Below are 19491 nucleotides of genomic sequence, written 5' to 3' on the forward strand. Positions count from 1 at the left end.
AGCACCGAGTACGTTGCTGTCGACAAGAGTGAAAACTGACTCTCGTTACGCGTTGCACAGTGATTGTTGATGACCTGAGCACAGAGGTCGGTTGCGAGATCAAAAAATGTTGTTGTAGTCATACATATACTCCTCGTACTCACCGGCTCTCCATATATGCCCATCTAGTCTGTCAACTATCACAACCCCTCCAGCCCTGTCATCGTCATTAGCAGGAGTATCGAATATCCAAAACAAGGGCGCATGACCTTCTCGATGACCAGATTCAGATATCGCACATCTCATCGACTTCGCATGTTTTTTTGCAAGCACCTTTGCTTCAGCAACATCGATGCCTGGATTGTCCATGTATTCGATCGGAACACTAAAACACGAAACTCCCGCCTTGCGTAGCTCGGACACGACGGAAACGAGCTCCACCCTATCGACGTTCACCCCCATGAATGCATCATAGACATGATCAGCCCTGCAAGAGAATGATTGATCGAAAAGTCTTACTGTCGACAGTGATATTGTCCATGTTTGTCGCAACAAATCTCCAAGCCTGCGACGTCGAAGACATATCGTCGATTCGCAACACCATTCAAACTGCGGCGAGACTAACGTCTCGAAGATTTATCTATCTCACTCTCTCGCTCCGCACTAAGCAGTTCGTCCGCAAACAATTCAACTTGCTCCTTCACTCCAACCTTAGGAAGCAGCATCTCCAAACGCTCGTACACCTCATTTTCAATGATCGCCCACTCTAATAGCGCCGCTAAATAGCCACGCCAAATTAACGCCACAGCGTCGGGAGGGCTGTGCCAAGAAAGTTGACGGGAAATTCTCTTACGCAACTCTTCTTCTGTTGGATACCCGCTAACCATCGTCATCATTTTGGTAACCTCGGTACATACACAGAGCCTTGGGAAGTTATGACCGTGACACTTCGAATCTTTGCTCCAGTTGCGTTGTCCTGACCAATGCGCCGCCCAGTCCAGCAAGAATATTGCTGCTGATGCCGCCTAGCAGGGGCAAGCCTGTTGCGCCCGTCACATCGTCGTCCACCCTCTTGGCCTGACTGGTGAGTCTCGAAGACAACCCTGCTCCAAGCGCACCACCTGCGGCCTGCAGGAAGGCATCTACGTAGGGACTCTGGTCTTGCGGGCGAAAGCAATACCAAACGTTCGGCACACCATCCAGTGTCACCTCGACGCCCATAACGACCCAAGGGAGCGCAGCGACGATAGCGAAACGGCGACACAGAATCTTTGCTTCTTCGCTTCTCTCCTAGCTTTCCGCTCCCGATCTTGCCACGGCTCGCTCGCTCACCATATAGCAGAAAAAAGAGAGATGCCGCTTGCGCTAAACGGCTCGGATTTCTTGGGGATACAGGCTTGCCAAACCCAAGAGCATCAAGACTGACGCGCGGGTTCATGCTCTTCCAATATACGCAATTCAAATTCTTGCGCTTCAACCAAAATGCTTACGGATGAGGCAAACCCTTGGAGACTACCTTCCATCTCAAATCTCGAAATCCCTTCTCGGGCCAACCCTGAATAATTAAAATTGACGGGATCTTGCCAGACCACTCTCCCCTGCGCCCTCACATAAGGAGTGGCGATTAAATCAAATCTCCTAACACCCAAAAAAACTAGCAAACAATGCCCAACAAATCCATCAGGATTTCTTCGATAAAAATTCCTGTCGAATCCCCCAAATGCGGCAAGCCAATGATTTACATAAATCGTTGCATTCGCCCCGTCAAACAGATGTCCGCCATACTGACACTCTGATACCCCAAGAGACGTCCAGCAATCTTTTATGACTTTCATCTCTAACCTCTCACCTCTTAACAAGAACTATGGATCGCGTCGTACCAGTTGGAATCGGCGAACGAATCTGAGTGACACTAAGTTCATTCGAATCCAACTTTCCTTCGATCATAAAATCATTCCGGCTTTAGCAATTGAGGATCTTCCCAGACATCCTCATATTGCTCCGTAATGAGAAACCCCCAGCCCGGGGGCAAACCAAGATATGGCAAGACGAGGGATACCCACTCCTGAAGATGAGATGCGTGTAGAGGTACAAAAAAATCAGACTCCCCCGAGAATTTCTCTCCGGCCCAGATATACCATCCGCATGTATCGCTTTCGGGCCCTATCCGGAGGCCATTCAGAGGCCATACACCGTCCTTTATGTTTCTTGAAATGCCCACCTTCAAGCTCAGATCGCACGTCACGTAAGATGCGCCGAACCGCGAGCAAGTCTCCTGCTGCTTATCCTTACTATCCGCACTTATCATCGAAATCCAGAGAAATCTCTCATCGCTTTATCAAAGGCATCTAACTGACCACCTTGACTCGCCCAGCAGGTAGAGCAATGTGGCTGGAGCGCGTCGACGGAACCCTTAGCTGACATGTCAACTGCTCCGTCTCGACACTATCGTCGATGGACGGTTTTCGTCAAACTCGCGTTACGCTATTCCCGTGCTGCAGTAGTACCTGACATGTGATCGATGCTTCGCTCACAGCATGCTCAGAACTGCGCGGTGGCTTGAAAACCCACCGTCACACGCGCAGTCCGAAATCCCGAGGGTTTGCAAATCGGCGTGCCCGCGAACAGGTCGTACGAAAATCCACCGACGCGAACCGGCAGGGCACCACGCACACCGATCACGGCGCCGGCCAGTTGCGTGCCCGCCAGAAACGCGGTGCTCGGACCGAACACGTGACCGTAGTCGATGCCGGCATAGACGGACTGCCCGGTCTGTCCGATCGGCAACTGAAGCTCGTTCCTCCAGTAGAAACCGCGCTCGGCCGCGAGCATCGTCTCACCATCGAAGCCACGCACCGTGTAGCGGCTACCGATTGTCAGGTCGTCGATGTAGTTCAGCGTGTCGTTCGTGAACTGTCCATGGAAGGTGGTGACGTACCGCAGATTCTGGTTCGCGATCGCAAACGGCACCGACAGGTTCGCATCGAGCACAGCCATGTGAAAGCGGTACGTCGGTCCATCGCCCGACGTATCGGGCATTGCACCCAGCCAACCGATGCCCTGCCGGTAAGCAAGCGTGCCGTCGAATTGCGCAGAGCCGAAGTAGTGACGGTCCGTCAGGCCAGCTTCGACGAACGTGTTGTCCCGGTGCTGCTGCGGAATCTCCGTGTCTTCGATAAAGCTTGCGCCCCAGCGTTTGGTCAACTGGAGTTCCACGCCGAGTACATCGTCCTGGCTGCGACGGATGACCCGTTGCAGCTTGAAACCGGCCGTCTGCGAATTGCCGCTCGACACGAACGTCCGATTCACACCGGCGATCTGTTGGTAGTACGTGTTTGTGTAGCCAAACAACGTTCCAGTCCAGTAGCCCCATGGAACCGAATACGAGCCGTTCCAGCCGTGCGAGCCAAGACGCCTGTCGCCGAACTCCAGGTCCTGGTTTATGCCGATGTTGAAGATATCGTTCAGGCCGAGTGGGTTGTCGATACCAAGACTAACGTTGCCCTGAAGCTTGCCCGTTGCGCGAGCGCCGGAGTTATCGACAGATGCGACGAGCGTCCACGGTTTCGTCCGCTTCACGGTGACCACGACATCGCTCTCGCCGGGAACGTCGGTCGGTACGATCTGCATGTCGACGTCCTGGCTGCTCACGCGCTTCATCTGCTCGAGTCCCTGTTCGAGGTCGCGCAGGTTCAGGAGATCACCGCCGCGCGCAGGGAATGCTGATTTCCAGGTACCGCGGACTTTGGGGTCCGCGAATCGCAACTGTCGGATTACGCCGGGGATCAGCGCAAGTTTCAGCGTGCCCGATGAGAGGTCCTGCTCAGGGACGAGGACACGTGTCGTGACGTAGCCACGACTGAGGATCGTCTGCGACAGGCCCTTGACGATCACGTCTAGCCCCTGTTTGCCGACGCACTGGCCCGCGTAATGATTGAGCCATTCGCTTGCGAAGGCGAACTGGTCCATCGGTAGTGCCGATGCGCCTCGGGCACGCACAGCGTCGGGCAGCGTCGAAGGAACGTCGAGTACGAATGACTGGATGCGGAAGCAGGGAGATTCGACAGGCAAGGGCACGAAACCGGTAGCCGGAACTGCAGTCGAGCGAACAGCAGGCGCATTCACCGTCTGCTCGCGTTCGCGTGCTTCCTGTTGTTGGCGGACGCGTTGATCCTGTTCGCCAACGTTCTGAGCGGGAATGGGAAGGGCTTGGGCAGCAGCGAGAGAGCTTGATGTCAGCATTGCCCACGTGATCAGTGTTTTCTTCCCCTGTTTTCTGTATTTTTTCTGCATACCTGAATAGCGTGTTTTTATAAGAAGGTCTTGGTCCCAACTACGCAGGCACGGTGTTGCACGCACCCACATAGGCCTGCGTGACTTTCTACCTAATAGCTGCCCCCGGCCAGCGCGCCCTCTACGCTCGCCAGCGAGTTAGACAGAGGTTGGCCGAACGGCGAGCGGATTCTGCCGCCAACCGCATCGACAATACTATCCGGTCAGTCTGCAAGTACTGTCGACACATCAGTGCCGCCGGTGCCTCGTTCTCTAGTTGCCATAAGCGGAATCTAATGTGGTGTTTGCAGCAACAGATCAACCCCCACCTAGCTCTGAGAGTATTCGACTTCAACTTTGGTAGTCCTCGAACTCCCAAGCGCCAATCCTCGCGACTTTCTGCGCAATCTCCCAGAAGTTATCTCCCGTGCAACCCTCAACGTAATGATCAAGCTCTCGCCTAATACGACCTTGGTCGTAGCGAGAAACGATCAACATGTGGCGACCCCATACTGCCCCGGTGTGTAGAAATTCCCGCTGGATCCACTCTGGCGTGCATGCCAACACTTGATATAAATGGCCACCTTCTTCGTTCTCCGGTCCAACGAGCACGGTGAGCCACCGGCCAAAGCATTCCTCGTCCGCCGGGTGGTACGCGTCAAAGGCCACATCACTACCGGTATCAATATTCTTAACAATCGCTTTCATGGATGTGTAATGTTCAAGTGTCCGTTGCTTATCACGACACCATTCCGCAGTTCTTGAGAATTCGCCTGCACTCCGGTCGGGGCAAACTCCACCGGAGTGTGCGGTTTGGCCGCAGGCGGCCTGCATGCGCGTGTTCCATCGGCACTCACGAAGCCACCTGGAACTACGGACTTGGAGCAAGCGCCGTCTCCGACCCATGATTGACTAAGCTATCAGCTGCGGCCACCGTCCCACTGAAGTGTTGTCAATCCATGAATCGGTCATCTGTGTAGGCAAGGTTTCAGCAAGGCCGTTGAGTTGAATGGTGCCGTCTGGGTTCAACGGCTTGACCTCGTTGATGTATACGCAAGCTTCGTCAACATTCACCAAGCCGCGTGGAACACGTCGCACGTACGTTTGTGGCAACAAACCTTCATGCAGACGCACGTACTCTTCCCCGAGACGGGTCTACTTGAGCGGGATGAAATTAACTCGTACTTCCGTTCCAAGCTCCTGCTCGAGAAGAGCGGCGAGTTGCGTTCCGCGCTCGTTGTGTCGATTTCTGTCTTCTTCAAACTTGAATCCAGAGTCCGGCGGGTAGTCGTCGGAAAACGTCTGCTGGAACTCCACATCCCAGTCCTTGAGTTGCGTAAGTAAGTGAAGCGATATATGAAGATCTGACAGATCAACGTAGCCCATCTCATCTACATCAGAATTGAACATGGGTGGGGCTCCATAAACAGCTCTCAAGCGGAAATTTTTCATTTCAGTGGTTTCCATGTGCTTACGGGGTTGGCGCGAACGATGAACCCATTCGAGCTCACGCCAACGGAGACGTATTTCGGGGTACCGTTATATGTGATTTCATACACCGGCGCGGAACCGTTTGTTCCCACCAGCTTGCCTTGGGTAACAGCGTCCATAACAACAGACGGGATGTCAGACTGAGCAATACCCTTGTTCGTGAAGTCGACGCCGTGTTCCTCAATAATGTGCTGAAGACCCGCGCTTGACGAACCCGTCTCAAGAAAGACCACCTGCCCGTCTGCGGCCGTCCCTGTCGCAATAACGTTCTTCGGTGTGAACTTGACGCCATTCGCGGCGAGCGTATCGAGGTCCGCCTGAATGACCACCACCTTTCCGGCAGTTGCTGCTTCGGCCGCTGCTTCGCCTGCCGCACCTTTACCAACGCCCATCGTTGCGAGTATTGACACAAGCAATTCTGCGTTGGCCCCAATCTGGTCACCCGACGTATAAGGGGCCTTCAGGCTATCCAGCGAAATATAGCCGGGATCGCCTGGACTAGCCAGGGGGCCGCCATTTGGCAAATTGATGATGCCCGTCGCTACGTCGACCGCGCCGTTCCGGACGCCAGCGGCCAAGTTGTTCATTGCGGTTTGTGCTGCAGCCTGGTCGCTGGCCAATTGCGCCTGGAAACCGGCGAGTCTTTCTTTCGCGCTTTTGTCGCCAGTGTCTGAATTCTCGTTGTAGAGATCAACGTTCGATGCCATTGCTGCTCCCGTACTGCCTCCCAGCAAAGCACCGCCTAACCCAGCAACAATATTTCCGCTGATATTTCCAATCAACGAGGAGCCCGTCGCGCCGCTTATCGCGTCGGCCAACTGGTTGGTCTGGTTAGCGAGTTTCGACGACAGCCCTGCGCCCAGGGCACCACCTGCAGCTGTGAACACGCTGCCGCCTCCGAGACCACCAATCAGCGCACCGCCGCCGGCTTGCAACAAAGCCCGCGAATTGCCACCTTCCATCCACTGGCTAGCCTCAGTCAGCGCCGCCGCCTCTGCGGCCAGATCGCCTTTGTCCTTCGCTGTTTGCGCTGCGTCGAGAGCTGCATCGCGCTTCGCATCCGCGTACGCTCCAATGCCCTGCGATACTGTCTGCCCAGCCGCCTGCGCCGCATTCATCATGTCCGACTGCTGCGATAGCAGGTTGTTGACATCCGGCGTCTTCGACACGGCCCCGTTCAGGTTCGACGTATCGCGATTCAGGCTCGTCACATCCTGCGTCTGACCCGCGCCGTTCGTGACGTTGATCGTGCCCGCGCTGATGGCGCTCTTCGTCGTCGCGCTCTGGTCACCGTTGGCGTCCTGCGACATCATAGGCGTCACACCGCCCGAGCCGGAAACTGAGCCTGGTCCTGTCGCTTTGCCAGTAATGCCAACACCCACACCCGCGCTAAACCCGTTGCTCGTCGCACTGTAGTGCGACTGGTCCTGGATATCGCTGAAGCTCAGCGTGCCCGTCGTGAGGCTGTTTTTCGAGGTATCGGCAGTACTGGCAATCTCCGCACCCTTGAGGTCGGTATTGCCTTTCACGTTGATATCAAAGCCACCACTACCCGCCTGGATACCCGCCTGCTCGTTCACGCCCGCGTAGTTCGAATCTGCGTGACCGTTCTGCGCAGTGAAGCTTGCGCTACCACCGGCCTGGCTAATACTGAATCCACCGCCCGAACTGCTCTGATGCGCCGCGCTCACGGTCGTGTCCTGCACGCTCGCGATATTCAGGTTGCCGCCCACATCGGCCGCCACGTGATTACCACTCACGTCCGCGCCGACAATGTTCGTATCGCCCCCCGAGATGATCGACACATTGTTCACCGCAGTGACGTGCGTGTTGTTCTGCATCGCAGCGTCGGAGTTTGCGTCGCCATGCGCATTCGACATCGAGGCGGACACGCCAACGCCTTGGGTCCCGACCGATACGCCAACGCTTGCACTACTCGAGCTGTTCGAACTGCGTGTCGAATCTGTATTTGTCGTGTTGACGAGGTTCACCTGGTTCTTCGCATCCAGCAGGACGTTGTTCCCGCTGACGTCCGAACCTGCGATCGTCACGTTACCGCTTCCCGGCGTACCATTGCCGGTTGCGACGAAACTCGTCGTTCCACCGGCTTTCACGGTCGAACCCATCTGCGTCGTCTGGTCCTCGCTAGAGACACTCTTGCTCTGGCTCGTTCCGAAACTCAGCTGTACGCCAATGCTTGGCTCCTGCCCAGGTTTAGCCCCATTCACAAGCTTTGACGCGTCGTATGCCGCCGTCGCTGCATCGCCCGCCGCAGCGATCCCGTGCAGCGCCGCGGCACGCCCGTCACCCGCGCCACTACTAATAGCCTGCGACTGCTGGATCGAGTTGTTAATCGCATCGCCAACGCTACCCGAAAGCCCGAGCGTGAAGCCACTCGTCTTCGTTTCGTGCGTCTCGTCGTGATGACTCGTACCCGTTGCCGCGTCGACGGTGACATTTGCCGCCTTACCCGTCACATCCTGCGTCGCGATGACGTCGCTGCCAGTGATATGCAGGTTGTTACCCGCCGTCATCGTTACACTGCCATTCGTGCTACCAACCAGACTGCCGTTCTGCGTCACCGAACTGTCGTGCGTCGTGTCCTTCGTATCGCTGCTGCCGTAGTTGACACTGACACCGCCGCCGCCGAGCGCACCGAGTCCCGACTTCTGCTCCTCATGAAAATGACTGCTCTGACTCGTATCCTGTGTAGTGGTGATATTCAGGTCATGCCCCGCCGACAGCGCCATATCGCCCGTCGAGGCAACAGTTGACCCCGCAACCGTCAAGTCATGTCCAGCAGCGCCACTGACCGTCTCACCCGAAACCGTCGAACCAACAGAATTCACCTGATGCGACGACGCACTATCGGTAGTCTTGTCACTCGACAGAAACCCCGAATGATTAACCTGTTCCCAGCTCTGCGAATCGTGCGTTTCGCTGACCGCACCGACGTTGATGTCCCCGGTAGCCGCCATCGTCGTCGCCCCGCCGCTGCTAGTGCCATTAGCCTGCGTAGACCCTGTCGTAGCACTCGAACCGAGCACACTAAGATTGCCGGCGCCCTTCGGCGCATCGGAAGCTGCGCTAACGCCGTACTGCGACAACAACGCACCGGCCGTGCCCGTCTGCCCCGCACCAAGCGTCAAGTTGTTGCCGGCATTCACGTTGCTGCCCTGCACCGTCTCGTCGTAACTCGAGCCCGTATGCTTAGCCTCGCTGCCACCGAGCGACTGCTCGTGATGCGACTGCGTATCGGTAGCAGCCGTCACCGTAAGATTGTTGCCCGCGATCAGGTTCGCGTTGCCACCGGCCTTCACGGTCGCATCCGTAAGCGTCGTGTCGCCTCCAGACACGGTGGTTAAACTGCCGCCCGTCGTGATCGTGCTGCCAACGTTCCGAGTCGTGCTGGTATGCCCGCCGTTCAACCCATCGTTCGTACCCGCATCCTGCGTCGCGGTCAGCGTCGTCGTACCGATATCGATGTTTCGACCCGCACCGACGAACGTACTGTTACCCGACTGGATCGAGGCACCGGCCAGATTCACATCGCGCCCGGCCAGCACCACTGCGTCGCCGGTCGCCGAAATCACCCCGGTCGCAAGTGTCCCCTGGGAAGACGCGCTGGACGTGAAGCCATCTTCGTGCAGTGTGTTCGAGACGCTCGCGACCGCCGTCTCGTTGATCACATCGCGTCCGGCCTGCACCACGGTCTGCACGCCGCCAATCTGGCCACTCACGTTGCGAACGTCCTGTACCGCTGCGACCACGGTCGAACCGCCGCTACCGATCACGCCGCTATTGACAATGTTGTTGCCCAGCACCGTCGTCGCCACGTCGCCGACGATATGTCCGCTGTTGTTCACGTCACCGGTCGCATTCAGACTCACCGAATTGCCTGCGACGATCGCGCCGCTGTGCTGCAAGTCGACGGTATCGCTCTTCGCCAGATAGACCGTCGGAACCAGCACGGTTTGCTGCGAGCCGTTCGGCAGTGTGACCGTCTGCGATACGAGCCACACCATGTCGGTCGTGAGCTGCTGCATTTGCGCACCGCTCAGTGCGACGCCGGGCGTAAGGCCGAACTCCTTGCTGTAGCTGACGCCGTTGTTCATCAGCGCCTTGTACTCGTCCATGTTGAATGGGTAACAACAATTCGGCGTTCCAGCTTGCAATGAGTGTGCTTGGCGGGCGCGTAGGAGCTTCGCTGAACGTCGGGAGTATCCACGACACAGACAACGCGATACGGCTGTCTGTGGGCGGTTTTAGCGCGGCGCTGGCTGCGTTGAACAGCGATTCGCGGTTCAAGGTGCTGACGTCGCCTAACCTGCGTGTGCGTTCGGGTGACACGGCAAGCCTGAACGTTGGTGAGTCGGTGCCGGTCATTGGGTCGGTGTCGTATCCGAGTGCGTCGGCCGCGCCTGTGCAGAGCGTCCAGTATCAGGATGCGGGTGTGATTTTTCAGGTACAGCCGACCGTGAAGCGCGACACGATAGATCTGCACCTCGTTGAGGAAATCAGCAGTTTCGTCAAGACGACGACGGGCGTGAACGATTCACCAACCAAGGACACGCGTAAGGTGGAAAGCTCGTTCAGTGTGGCCGATGGTGACGTGCTGCTGATTGGCGGGCTGACGCAGGATCAGGACACACGTGTGAATAGTGGTTTGTCGTTTCTGCCGCGCTGGATGGCAGGGCATACAGCGACGACGGCGAAAACCGAAATCCTGTTGTTACTGCAGGTTCAGAAAATTTAGTGCTGTGCGTACAAGATCGGATAGGGCCTGTGCTTTCAGGATATGTTATGCGCGCGGATAGCTGGACTGCCAACTACAACGGTTCGCCGAACGGAGTAACGGGTACTAACACTAGCGCGGAACAGAGGCATTGCGGCAGGCGAGCACCCCTCACTAATCAGGATATTTATATTGAGCAATTCCCGGAAGATCACCGATATATTCGTGGAGTCCTGTATGAATAACAGTGACATTTGTCGCGCCAAGCAAAGTACCTCCATTACTTATAACCGATTTACAAAATGCGAGATCCTCCCCAAGGCCAGGTTTGGACTGAAAAAATGACTCGCATAGCAGTCCGCCATATTCGCTCACATAGTATGAAGTAAGATTTCCTACTTTTCGAAGACGCTCGAAACATGAGCGTGAGATAAGCATAAGCCCTGTACCAACAGCATCAATAGGAGTCAACTCTCGCCCGATAGGTAAAGTTGTACCGTTGTTTGGCATGACAAACATACCATCATAGTTACCGCCAAGATGAGCCAAGTGTGCGGGATCAATATCAGGATTTGCCAGTACAGTTTTCTTAATGCGAGACCAATCTATTTTTCGCCTTGGATATATCACCCCGACCACATCCGCGTCGTTGGCTCGCTCAAACATTGAAATTACCTCGTCGACATTGAAGCCCATGTCATCATCGATAAAAAATATATGCGAGCAATTTGTTTGATTTAAAAACATACTAACCAGTAAATTTCTTGCGTGATCTATTGGGCTAATTCCATTGACAATTTTAATTTCAAATTCGAATCCCTTGGAGTGGCATTTTGCCTGTAACTCCAAAATAGATTGAACGTAAACCGTCGTAGCCATAGCCCGTAGACTCGGAGTGGCGACGCAGATGGAAAATTTTTCTACCTTATTGGCTCCCATAGTTCTCACCTTAAAATTACCTTATCATAAAATTTATACACCACGCATTTCGACTTTAATTTCCATTATTAGATATATATTGAATATCCAATTGATTTTTCCTCAATTTTATATTACCTCAATTTTATATACAGCGAGAAGTTAAATATTCATTTTCCAGACGATGGATGAGGAGAATGGACAGCTGGCGATCAGACGATAGACAAGAAACCGCCCGCTAGAGATAACATGAGTGGCTATGGCGGTTTGTCGCCGGAGTGGCTGTCCCTTGATTCCAGTAAAACTATATCACCAATTTCGAGAAGCGAGCAATCTCCTCAAAAAAATTGGAATAGATTTGCTTTTTACTGATAAATCGATCAATGCGCAAGTTATTTTACACACGATCGATTTAATCCAGATCGTCACACTTCCCACTCCATTATCGCCCAACTTGAAAACAGCAAAATTACCCAATTAATTACAAAGTGAATCTTGCCTGCTTTCAGTTGGACATGAACGGGAGTGTATTACACAATCGGCCAACTATGAATTGCAAGAAATGCTCGTGGTGGCCTCTGCGTATGAGCTTCCGGAGCTGGGTGCCGTCCCAGCCGGCACACGTGCTGTCACTGTCGCCCATCCTCCGCCGGTCCGAAACGCCGAATCAGGGCACGATACTTGAACGCTCGTGCCGCTTAGATATGTTAAATTTACATTAGCCCCGAGCCATTCATACGCAGTAACCGATGGGATACCCGTGGCAGTGCAAGTAATTGAGCTGCCCGCGGCAGTGCAGGTAAGGACTGGACTATAAATAGTTTGAGCTTTTGAGGGAATACTAACAAAAGCCAACGTACCGCATGCAATCACTGAAAAGATTACTGATTTCATGTTATTCCTCACAAATAGATTAACTAGAAAAGTACATCAACTACGCCCCACCCTCTCTCGATGACCACATAAAATCGCTCTAAATATCGACGTATGCGTAATTTCTAATTTTCGAGAGATGATCAAATGAAATCGCTTTATTAAACACCTTCGTTAATCAAGTATCGAGGCTAGCACGAAACTAAAATTGACAATTATAAATATTGTAAAATCATACAAGGAGATCTATTTTAATTATTAAATCAAATAAAGTACCCAGTGCCGCTGGCATTGAAAATAGCCATCAATCCGATGAAAATGATCGTGCTTCACTTCACTTCATAACGTATTTGCCACAACAAAATGATGCTGCTTCACGGTCTTGCTAGTGTCAACTGCAGCTTAGAAGTGACCCACTTGGATCGTTGGGCTATTTTCAATGTGCTGCTGACACGATGAGACGGCTCTTGTCGGTCGTTGTCCCTTCCGCACCTTTGAAACAGTGGTCACGTGACGGTATAAGTGTCCGTCGCGAGTGAACCAATTCGATTGACGGCTTCCTCGATGTTCGTCCACAGGTGTGAAGGTTGTTCATGGTGTCCGTGGCGCCATGATTGCCAGCGTAAACGGGTCCGCCGTTGCCCGATCGTTCTAGCGGTCACCGGTCGCACACATGTGCCCCGATCGTAGGCACTTTTTTGATGATCGATGAGCATATTGTTAGCAGTCTTAAGCAATGATTGCTGTCTATACCAATTTCCATCAACGCGAATTCCGTCAAGGGCGCGCAGCGGCGAAGCGAACCCTTTACGGCCACGGAAAAAGATACGCTCGGCACTGGGGAAGGGGCTGGCCTCACCTGCCCCTTCCCCATGCGATACGCGGGGCGTCTCAGTCGTTCAGAAGACTCGGCTGTGCCGTTTGTTCGGCCCGATACACCGCGCGTTTGATACTCGACAGGTGGACACCGTGTTCGTGCGCTAACGCGGTCAGCGTGTAGCGTCCTGTGCGCCATTGCTTCACTGCCCTCGCCTCCTCATGAGCTTCGAGGCTTCGCGGCCTGCCCAAACGAATCCCGCGACGCTTCGCGGCCTGCATTCCACTCTTCGTCCGCTCACGAATCATCTCGCGTTCGAACTCAGCAAACGCCCCGAGCATTTGCAGCATCAGCCGACCGGCCGGCGTGTTCGTGTCGATGTGTTCGGTCAGGCTTTCGAAGTTCGACCCGCGATCCTGCAGGCGGTCAATGATCGTGAGGAGATGCTTAAGTGATCGTGCGATGCGGTCGAGCTTGTAGACGACGAGTGTGTCGCCACGCTTGAGATTTCGGAGGAGTTTGTCTAGGACAGGTCGGCGCAGAGTAGCGCCGGACCGTTTTTCTTCGTGAATCAACTCGACGCCGGATTTTCGGAGCGCGTCGAGTTGTGCGCGGGTTTCCTGCTCTTGCGTGGATACTCTCGCGTAACCTATTCTCATTTTTTCTTTTGTAAGGGTTGGCCTTACGCAAGATTAAACAAAAAATGAAAACGGCGTTTTCTTTGGCGGAAAGGGTGGGATTCGAACCCACGGTACAGCATAACTGTACACCGGATTTCGAGTCCGGCGCATTCGACCACTCTGCCACCTTTCCGGCTTGAATAGCGTTGATATTGATAGAGAAATCGCACCACAAACTACGTTGATTCTCGATCATTCAACCGCTTCGCCAAACGGGTCGCTGTTTGGCGAAGCGAAGATTATAGAACAGTTGAGACCGGATTCCAAGCCATTTTTGCCCGACGAACGCCGTCGGACTCAGGCCGCCAGGTGCAGCCGCTCGATCCCATCGACGTACGGACGCAGCGCCGCCGGCACCGTCACCGAGCCGTCCGCATTCTGGAAATTTTCGAGCACCGCGACCAGCGTGCGCCCCACCGCGAGCCCCGAACCGTTCAGCGTATGTACGAGTTCCGGCTTGCCCTGCGCGTTGCGATAACGGGCCTGCATCCGGCGCGCCTGGAACGCTTCGGTATTCGAGCAGCTCGAAATCTCGCGATACGTTTCCTGCGCAGGCAGCCACACTTCGAGGTCGTAGGTTTTCGCCGCAGAGAAACCCATATCGCCCGTGCACAGCGTAATCACTCGATACGGCAATTCGAGTTTCTGCAGGATCGCTTCGGCGTGTCCGACCATCTGTTCGAGCGCGTCGTACGACGTTTCCGGCTCGACGATCTGCACCATCTCGACCTTGTCGAACTGATGCTGGCGGATCAGCCCGCGCGTATCGCGACCGTACGCACCCGCCTCCGAACGGAAGCACGGCGAATGCGCGGTCAGCCGGATAGGCAACGTGTTTGCTTCGACGATGCTGTCGCGCACCGTATTCGTCAGCGAGATTTCCGACGTGGAAATCAGATACTGCGTCACCGTATTCTCGCCACCGCCCTTCTCGACGCGGAACATATCGTCGGCGAATTTCGGCAGTTGTCCGGTGCCGTACAGGATCTCCGGATTGACGATGTACGGCGTGTAGATTTCCGTGTAGCCATGCTGCCGCGTGTGCGTATCGATCATGAATTGCGCAAGCCCGCGATGCAGCCGCGCAATCTGTCCGCGCAGCATCGTGAAGCGCGCGCCGGCCAGCTTCGCACCGGTTTCGAAGTCGAGCCCGAGCGGCGTGCCGACATCCACGTGATCCTTCACCGGAAAATCGAACTCGCGCGGCGTACCCCAGCGGCGCACTTCGACATTGCCGCTTTCGTCGTTGCCGAGCGGCACGCTCTCATGCGCGAGATTCGGCACGCCGAGCAACAGGTCGGAGAGCTTCGTCTGGATTTCCTCGAGCTTCGCCGCCGACGCCTTCATCTCGTCGCCGATACCGCCCACTTCGGCCATCACCGCCGAGGTATCCTCGCCCCGCCCTTTCATCCCGCCGATCTGCTTCGACAGGGTGTTGCGGCGCGCCTGCAGGTCTTCGGTGCGGGTCTGGTTCGTACGGCGTTCCGCTTCGAGCGCGGAAAACGCGGCGACGTCGAGGGTATAGCCGCGATCGGCGAGGCGCTTCGCGACGCCGTCGATGTCTTTGCGCAGCAGCTGGATGTCGAGCATGAGGAGGGACGCGTGTTCGTTGTGTGAGGATGGGATTTTAACGCACCGGCGCCCGGGCGCCGGCAGGTTCTCGATGGGACACCTTCGCGGCGCTATCCGGCAGGCGTCAGCCTTTCTTCGATTTGTTCTCGCTGCGCCATTGCGCGTCGAGTTCAGCAAGCCACGCCAGCTTCTCGCCGATCCGGCCTTCGAGCCCGCGCGGCGTCGGTTCGTACCAGTGCGGCTCGCGCATATCGTCGGGCAAATAGGTCTCGCCGGCGGCATACGCATCGGGTTCGTCGTGCGCGTAACGGTACTCGTGACCGTAGCCGAGTTCTTTCATCAGCTTCGTGGGCGCGTTGCGCAGATGCACCGGCACCGCCCGCGATTGATCCTTGCCGACGAAACGCCGCGCTTCGTTGTACGCCATGTAGCCCGCATTCGATTTCGGCGCGACCGCCAGATAGATCACTGCCTGCGCCAGCGCGAGTTCGCCTTCGGGCGTACCGAGGCGTTCGTAGGTTTCGGCGGCATCCAGCGCGATGCGGCCCGCGCGTGGATCGGCGAGACCGATGTCCTCCCACGCCATCCGCACGATGCGGCGCGCCAGATAACGCGGATCCGCGCCGCCATCGAGCATCCGGCAGAACCAGTACAGCGCACCGTCCGGGCTACTGCCACGCACCGATTTGTGTAGCGCGCTGATCTGGTCGTAGAACGCATCGCCACCCTTGTCGAAGCGGCGCAGATTCTCCGCGAGCGCACTGCCGAGCAGCGTACCGTCGATCTCCTTCGTCTTCTGCTGAGCCGCCGCGCGCGCGACGATCTCGAGGTTGTTGAGCAGCTTGCGGCCGTCGCCATCTGCGGAACCGATCAGTGCGTCACGTGCTTCGTCGGTGAACGTGAGGCCGCCGAGTTCCTGCTGTGCGCGCTCGAGCAGTTCGCGTTGTTCGTCGGCATCGAGGCTTTTGAGCACGTACACCGCGGCTCGCGACAGCAGCGCGCTGTTCACCTCGAATGATGGGTTCTCGGTCGTCGCGCCGACAAACACGAACAGCCCCGACTCGACGTGCGGCAGGAAAGCATCCTGCTGGCTCTTGTTGAAGCGGTGCACTTCGTCGACGAACACGAGCGTCTGGTGTCCGTGCGCGCGATGGACCTGCGCGGTCTCGACGGCTTCGCGGATATCCTTCACGCCCGAGAGCACCGCCGACAACGAGATGAACTCCGCATGAAACGCATCTGCCATCAACCGCGCGAGCGTGGTCTTGCCGACGCCGGGCGGGCCCCAGAGGATCATCGAATGCGCTTCGCCGGACTCGAATGCAACCCGCAGCGGCTTGTTCGGGCCGAGCAGATGCTTCTGGCCGATCACTTCGTCGATCGAGCGGGGCCGCAGGCGTTCGGCGAGCGGAACATTGGCGCGGGGTTCTTCGAACATGGCGTTTTGGGGATAATCTCGGCTTTCCGGACAAACCTTGCCCGGACCCGCCGCCCGTTTGCGGGCGACATCGAATGCAGCGGACCGGGCGGATGTCGGCAGAGGTCAGCGAACCTCGGTGGACAGGCGGCCGGCAGGTACAGTCGTGCATTATGACAGCCGCGGCGCGAGCCTGAGCCGGAGCGGCAGCAGATCGATCGCAGCGCGCCGGGTGCCGGGCGCCGGGCGCAGCGTGTACCCGGGTGCCGGGCCGCGCACCGGACGGCTTGCGGCTTGCGGCTTGCGGCTTGCGGCTTGCGGCTTGCGGCTTGCGGCTTGCGGCTTGCGGCTTGGCTTGCGGCTTGCGGCTTGCGGCTTGCGGCTTGCGGCTTGCGGCTTGCGGCTTGCGGCTTGCGGCTTGCGGCTTGCGGCAGGCCAGACTATAGACCGGGCCACTGCACGCCGGCAGTCTCCGAGGCAATGCCGGCACAAGCCCGACACAAGACACAACAAGACAGGACCAGCACACGATGACAGAAGACCAGCACGCCGGCGCCGCCGGTCCCACCTACGCTCCGCTCACTCCCGTGCCCGACGCACGACGCGCGTTCCGCACCGGCGACGCCTTCGCGCTGTGGTTCTCGCTCGGCATCGGGCTACTGGTCGCGCAAGCGGGCGCACTGCTGGTGCCCGGGCTGGCATTACCGCTTGCGCTCGCGGCAATCGGTCTCGGCACCGTGATCGGCGTCGTACTGCTCGCCCTGGCCGGTGTGATCGGCACGGACACGGGGCTCGCAGCGATGTCGTCGCTGCGCCCGACGCTCGGCGTACGCGGCGCCTCGATACCGGCCGTGCTGAATGCGGTGCAACTGGTCGGCTGGGGCTCGTTCGAAGTGATCGTCATGCGCGATTCCGCCGATGCGCTCGCGAAGCAGGCGTTCAACCTGTCGATGCCGCTCGTCTGGACCGTACTCTTCGGTCTACTGGCGACACTGCTCGCGATCAGCGGTCCTCTGTCGTTCGTCCGGCGTTTTCTGCGCACGTGGGGCATCTGGCTGCTGCTCGCGGGTGCGGCCTGGCTCACGTGGAGTCTGCTCGCGCGACACGATCTTGCAGCGCTGATGCGCCGCCCAGGCACCGGCGAGATGCCGTTCGGAGGCGCCGTCGATCTGGTCGTCGCAATGCCGCTCTCATGGCTGCCGCTGATCGCCGATTACACACGCTTCGGCCGACGCCCCGGCGAAACCTTCCGCGGCACGCTGTTCGGCTACGGCATTGCTAACCTGTGGTTCTATGCGCTCGGCGCCGTGTACGGTCTCGCAGCGGGCGGCGGCGATGCGCTGCTGACCACCGCACTCGCGCAGGCCGGCGGCGGCCTTGCACTGCTGCTGGTACTGATCGACGAAATCGATAACGCGTTTGCCGACATTCACTCGGCGGCGGTATCGACGGGGACGTTCTGGACGCGAGCGGGCGTACCGTTGTTATCGGCCGGGTTCGGTGCGCTGTGCACGCTGATCGCGCTGCTGGTACCGATGGCGAAGTATCAGAACTTCCTGTTGCTGATCGGCTCGGTATTCGCGCCGCTGTTCGGTGTCGTGCTGGCCGATCACTTCATCGTGCGCAAGCGCCGCATCGAAGCCGCTGCGCTAGCGGACCTGCGCGGGCGTTACGCGTTCTCTGGCGGCTGGCATGTGAGCGCGTTCGCCGCGTGGGCGATCGGCATCGCCGCCTATCACGCGATCAACCAGTGGCTACCGAATCTCGGCGCGACGTTGCCCGCGCTCGCGATCGGCGCACTCGGTTATCTGGCGTTGGTGTCGGTGCGCACGCGGACTTACGCGGCGTAGCGCGGTAGCGTGCGAGACGCCGGGCAGCAGACGCCCGGCGCAAAATCTGCGGAAAATGCGTTCAGCCGTTGATCACATCGGCACCCTTCGGCACCGTGAACTTGAACTGATCGGCGGGCAACGCCGGGTTCTTCTCCATGTTCGTGAACGTGAGCAACGTCACGTTACCGAACACGTCGTGCAGCTCCATCGCTTCGAGGTTGCCGTTCCGGAAACCGATGCCGACGCGCTGGAACTGCGTGTCCTTCGCCTTCGGCGTCAACTCTAGCCAGTCGATGCCGTCCTTCACGCCCGCGTCCTGCAGCGTGAAGTTCTTGTCCAGATCATTGCTGCCGAACAGGATCGCGGCCGGGCTCGCGCCGAGCGCGCCGCCGAGCTTGCGAATCGTGACCTGGTTCAGATCCTTGTCATACACATAGAGCTTGTCGCCGTCGGCTTCCAGCAACTGCTGATACGGTTTCTCGTACGACCAGATGAACTTGCCTGGCCGCGCGAACGAGAACGTACCGCTCGATGTGCCGCCCGTACGCGTGGTGGGCAGTGCGCCGCTTGCGCCCTGTGCGTTGTTCGGCGCCTTGATTTCGCGCTGCACGAACGAGCCGCGCGCCGAATGCACCTGCGCGACAAACGCCTGCAACTGCTCGGTGCCGCTCGCGAATGCCGGCGCTGCCGCCAGCAGCGACGCGCCGATCGCGACACAACCGACGCCGCGAGCCAGTGTGCGGATCAGGCGACGCAGACGGCTTACATGGCCCGAGCGGACGACTTCGTGGCGGGCATCTTGCCCGGCATAGTGCTGCATGGTGTTTCTCCGTGAATGGAATCGGATGGTCGCGCGGGCGGGTTGCCGCGGTGCGCGCGAGGCCATGTGGAGCGCACCGCGAGGC

15 protein-coding genes, 1 tRNA gene and 1 pseudogene are annotated in these 19491 nt (G+C 57.4%); 2 read left to right on the forward strand and 15 right to left on the reverse strand.

Annotation, left to right across the window (positions count from 1 at the left end; all coding sequences use genetic code 11):
* Window positions 1–99: 99 nt before the first annotated feature.
* The 8 genes and pseudogenes from FNZ07_RS28530 to FNZ07_RS28565 all read right to left on the reverse strand — a co-directional run.
* Window positions 100–441 carry a hypothetical protein gene (locus FNZ07_RS28530; protein ID WP_091011402.1) on the reverse strand — a complete coding sequence of 114 codons (342 nt, stop codon included), beginning with the start codon at window positions 439–441 and terminating at the stop codon, window positions 100–102.
* Between the two features lie 158 nt (window positions 442–599).
* The gene (locus FNZ07_RS28535) at window positions 600–875 is read right to left on the reverse strand and encodes a hypothetical protein (RefSeq protein WP_245811455.1); all 276 of its coding nucleotides are present in this window, start codon (window positions 873–875) and stop codon (window positions 600–602) included.
* Between the two features lie 519 nt (window positions 876–1394).
* Window positions 1395–1814 carry a hypothetical protein gene (locus FNZ07_RS28540; protein WP_091011401.1) on the reverse strand — a complete coding sequence of 140 codons (420 nt, stop codon included), beginning with the start codon at window positions 1812–1814 and terminating at the stop codon, window positions 1395–1397.
* A gap of 116 nt (window positions 1815–1930) precedes the next feature.
* Window positions 1931–2287: an immunity protein Imm33 domain-containing protein gene (locus FNZ07_RS34640; RefSeq protein WP_091011400.1), complete on the reverse strand. Its 357-nt coding sequence runs from the start codon at window positions 2285–2287 to the stop codon at window positions 1931–1933.
* Between the two features lie 233 nt (window positions 2288–2520).
* Window positions 2521–4221, reverse strand: coding sequence for a ShlB/FhaC/HecB family hemolysin secretion/activation protein (locus FNZ07_RS28550; RefSeq protein ID WP_091011636.1), 1701 nt, complete (start codon window positions 4219–4221; stop codon window positions 2521–2523).
* 381 nt (window positions 4222–4602) lie between these two features.
* Window positions 4603–4959: an immunity 8 family protein gene (locus tag FNZ07_RS33785; RefSeq protein WP_170275848.1), complete on the reverse strand. Its 357-nt coding sequence runs from the start codon at window positions 4957–4959 to the stop codon at window positions 4603–4605.
* A gap of 447 nt (window positions 4960–5406) precedes the next feature.
* The gene (locus tag FNZ07_RS28560; protein ID WP_091011398.1) at window positions 5407–5661 is read right to left on the reverse strand and encodes a hypothetical protein; all 255 of its coding nucleotides are present in this window, start codon (window positions 5659–5661) and stop codon (window positions 5407–5409) included.
* A gap of 464 nt (window positions 5662–6125) precedes the next feature.
* Window positions 6126–9884: pseudogene (locus FNZ07_RS28565) on the reverse strand (hemagglutinin repeat-containing protein); the annotation flags it as partial.
* Here FNZ07_RS28565 and FNZ07_RS28570 point away from each other — a divergent pair.
* On the forward strand, window positions 9884–10498 hold the full coding sequence (locus tag FNZ07_RS28570; RefSeq protein ID WP_091011396.1) for a type II secretion system protein GspD: 615 nt from the start codon (window positions 9884–9886) through the stop codon (window positions 10496–10498). The pseudogene FNZ07_RS28565 and the gene FNZ07_RS28570 sit on opposite strands and share 1 nt — an antisense overlap.
* A gap of 153 nt (window positions 10499–10651) precedes the next feature.
* Here the strand turns inward: FNZ07_RS28570 and FNZ07_RS28575 are convergent, their stop codons facing one another.
* The 6 genes from FNZ07_RS28575 to FNZ07_RS28600 all read right to left on the reverse strand — a co-directional run bounded on the left by FNZ07_RS28575 (window position 10652) and on the right by FNZ07_RS28600 (window position 17210).
* On the reverse strand, window positions 10652–11416 hold the full coding sequence (locus FNZ07_RS28575; RefSeq protein ID WP_143098055.1) for a hypothetical protein: 765 nt from the start codon (window positions 11414–11416) through the stop codon (window positions 10652–10654).
* Between the two features lie 1743 nt (window positions 11417–13159).
* Window positions 13160–13744 (reverse strand): recombinase family protein, encoded by a 585-nt coding sequence (locus tag FNZ07_RS28580; RefSeq protein WP_091011395.1) that lies wholly within the window; start codon window positions 13742–13744, stop codon window positions 13160–13162.
* 63 nt (window positions 13745–13807) lie between these two features.
* Window positions 13808–13898 (reverse strand) — tRNA-Ser (locus tag FNZ07_RS28585).
* 164 nt (window positions 13899–14062) lie between these two features.
* The gene (gene serS / locus FNZ07_RS28590; RefSeq protein ID WP_091011394.1) at window positions 14063–15355 is read right to left on the reverse strand and encodes a serine--tRNA ligase; all 1293 of its coding nucleotides are present in this window, start codon (window positions 15353–15355) and stop codon (window positions 14063–14065) included.
* Between the two features lie 106 nt (window positions 15356–15461).
* Window positions 15462–16775 (reverse strand): replication-associated recombination protein A, encoded by a 1314-nt coding sequence (locus tag FNZ07_RS28595; RefSeq protein ID WP_091011393.1) that lies wholly within the window; start codon window positions 16773–16775, stop codon window positions 15462–15464.
* A 150-nt stretch (window positions 16776–16925) separates the two neighbouring features.
* A complete protein-coding gene (locus tag FNZ07_RS28600) occupies window positions 16926–17210 on the reverse strand; it encodes a hypothetical protein (RefSeq protein WP_144269495.1) in 285 nt (94 codons plus the stop codon).
* A 74-nt stretch (window positions 17211–17284) separates the two neighbouring features.
* Here FNZ07_RS28600 and cytX point away from each other — a divergent pair, with 74 nt between their 5' ends.
* Window positions 17285–18604, forward strand: a complete 1320-nt coding sequence (gene cytX, locus FNZ07_RS28605; RefSeq protein ID WP_091011392.1) for a putative hydroxymethylpyrimidine transporter CytX — start codon at window positions 17285–17287, stop codon at window positions 18602–18604.
* A gap of 61 nt (window positions 18605–18665) precedes the next feature.
* Here cytX and lolA read toward each other — a convergent pair whose 3' ends face one another.
* Window positions 18666–19406, reverse strand: a complete 741-nt coding sequence (lolA, locus tag FNZ07_RS28610; RefSeq protein ID WP_091011391.1) for an outer membrane lipoprotein chaperone LolA — start codon at window positions 19404–19406, stop codon at window positions 18666–18668.
* Between the last annotated feature and the right edge of the window lie 85 nt (window positions 19407–19491).

Origin of the sequence: Paraburkholderia megapolitana (assembly GCF_007556815.1) — a bacterium.
Classification (GTDB): Bacteria; Pseudomonadota; Gammaproteobacteria; order Burkholderiales; family Burkholderiaceae; genus Paraburkholderia; species Paraburkholderia megapolitana.

Excerpts from the sequence above, each read along its gene's own strand:
- FNZ07_RS28530 (WP_091011402.1), bottom strand. The coding sequence starts at position 441 with ATGGGGGTGAACGTCGATAGGGTGGAGCTCGTTTCCGTCGTGTCCGAG.
- FNZ07_RS28535 (WP_245811455.1), bottom strand. The coding sequence starts at position 875 with ATGATGACGATGGTTAGCGGGTATCCAACAGAAGAAGAGTTGCGTAAG.
- FNZ07_RS28540 (WP_091011401.1), bottom strand. The coding sequence starts at position 1,814 with ATGAAAGTCATAAAAGATTGCTGGACGTCTCTTGGGGTATCAGAGTGT.
- FNZ07_RS34640 (WP_091011400.1), bottom strand. The coding sequence starts at position 2,287 with ATGATAAGTGCGGATAGTAAGGATAAGCAGCAGGAGACTTGCTCGCGG.
- FNZ07_RS28550 (WP_091011636.1), bottom strand. The coding sequence starts at position 4,221 with ATGCTGACATCAAGCTCTCTCGCTGCTGCCCAAGCCCTTCCCATTCCC.
- FNZ07_RS33785 (WP_170275848.1), bottom strand. The coding sequence starts at position 4,959 with ATGAAAGCGATTGTTAAGAATATTGATACCGGTAGTGATGTGGCCTTT.
- FNZ07_RS28560 (WP_091011398.1), bottom strand. The coding sequence starts at position 5,661 with ATGTTCAATTCTGATGTAGATGAGATGGGCTACGTTGATCTGTCAGAT.
- FNZ07_RS28570 (WP_091011396.1), top strand. The coding sequence starts at position 9,884 with ATGGGTAACAACAATTCGGCGTTCCAGCTTGCAATGAGTGTGCTTGGC.
- FNZ07_RS28575 (WP_143098055.1), bottom strand. The coding sequence starts at position 11,416 with ATGGGAGCCAATAAGGTAGAAAAATTTTCCATCTGCGTCGCCACTCCG.
- FNZ07_RS28580 (WP_091011395.1), bottom strand. The coding sequence starts at position 13,744 with ATGAGAATAGGTTACGCGAGAGTATCCACGCAAGAGCAGGAAACCCGC.
- serS (WP_091011394.1), bottom strand. The coding sequence starts at position 15,355 with ATGCTCGACATCCAGCTGCTGCGCAAAGACATCGACGGCGTCGCGAAG.
- FNZ07_RS28595 (WP_091011393.1), bottom strand. The coding sequence starts at position 16,775 with ATGTTCGAAGAACCCCGCGCCAATGTTCCGCTCGCCGAACGCCTGCGG.
- cytX (WP_091011392.1), top strand. The coding sequence starts at position 17,285 with ATGACAGAAGACCAGCACGCCGGCGCCGCCGGTCCCACCTACGCTCCG.
- lolA (WP_091011391.1), bottom strand. The coding sequence starts at position 19,406 with ATGCAGCACTATGCCGGGCAAGATGCCCGCCACGAAGTCGTCCGCTCG.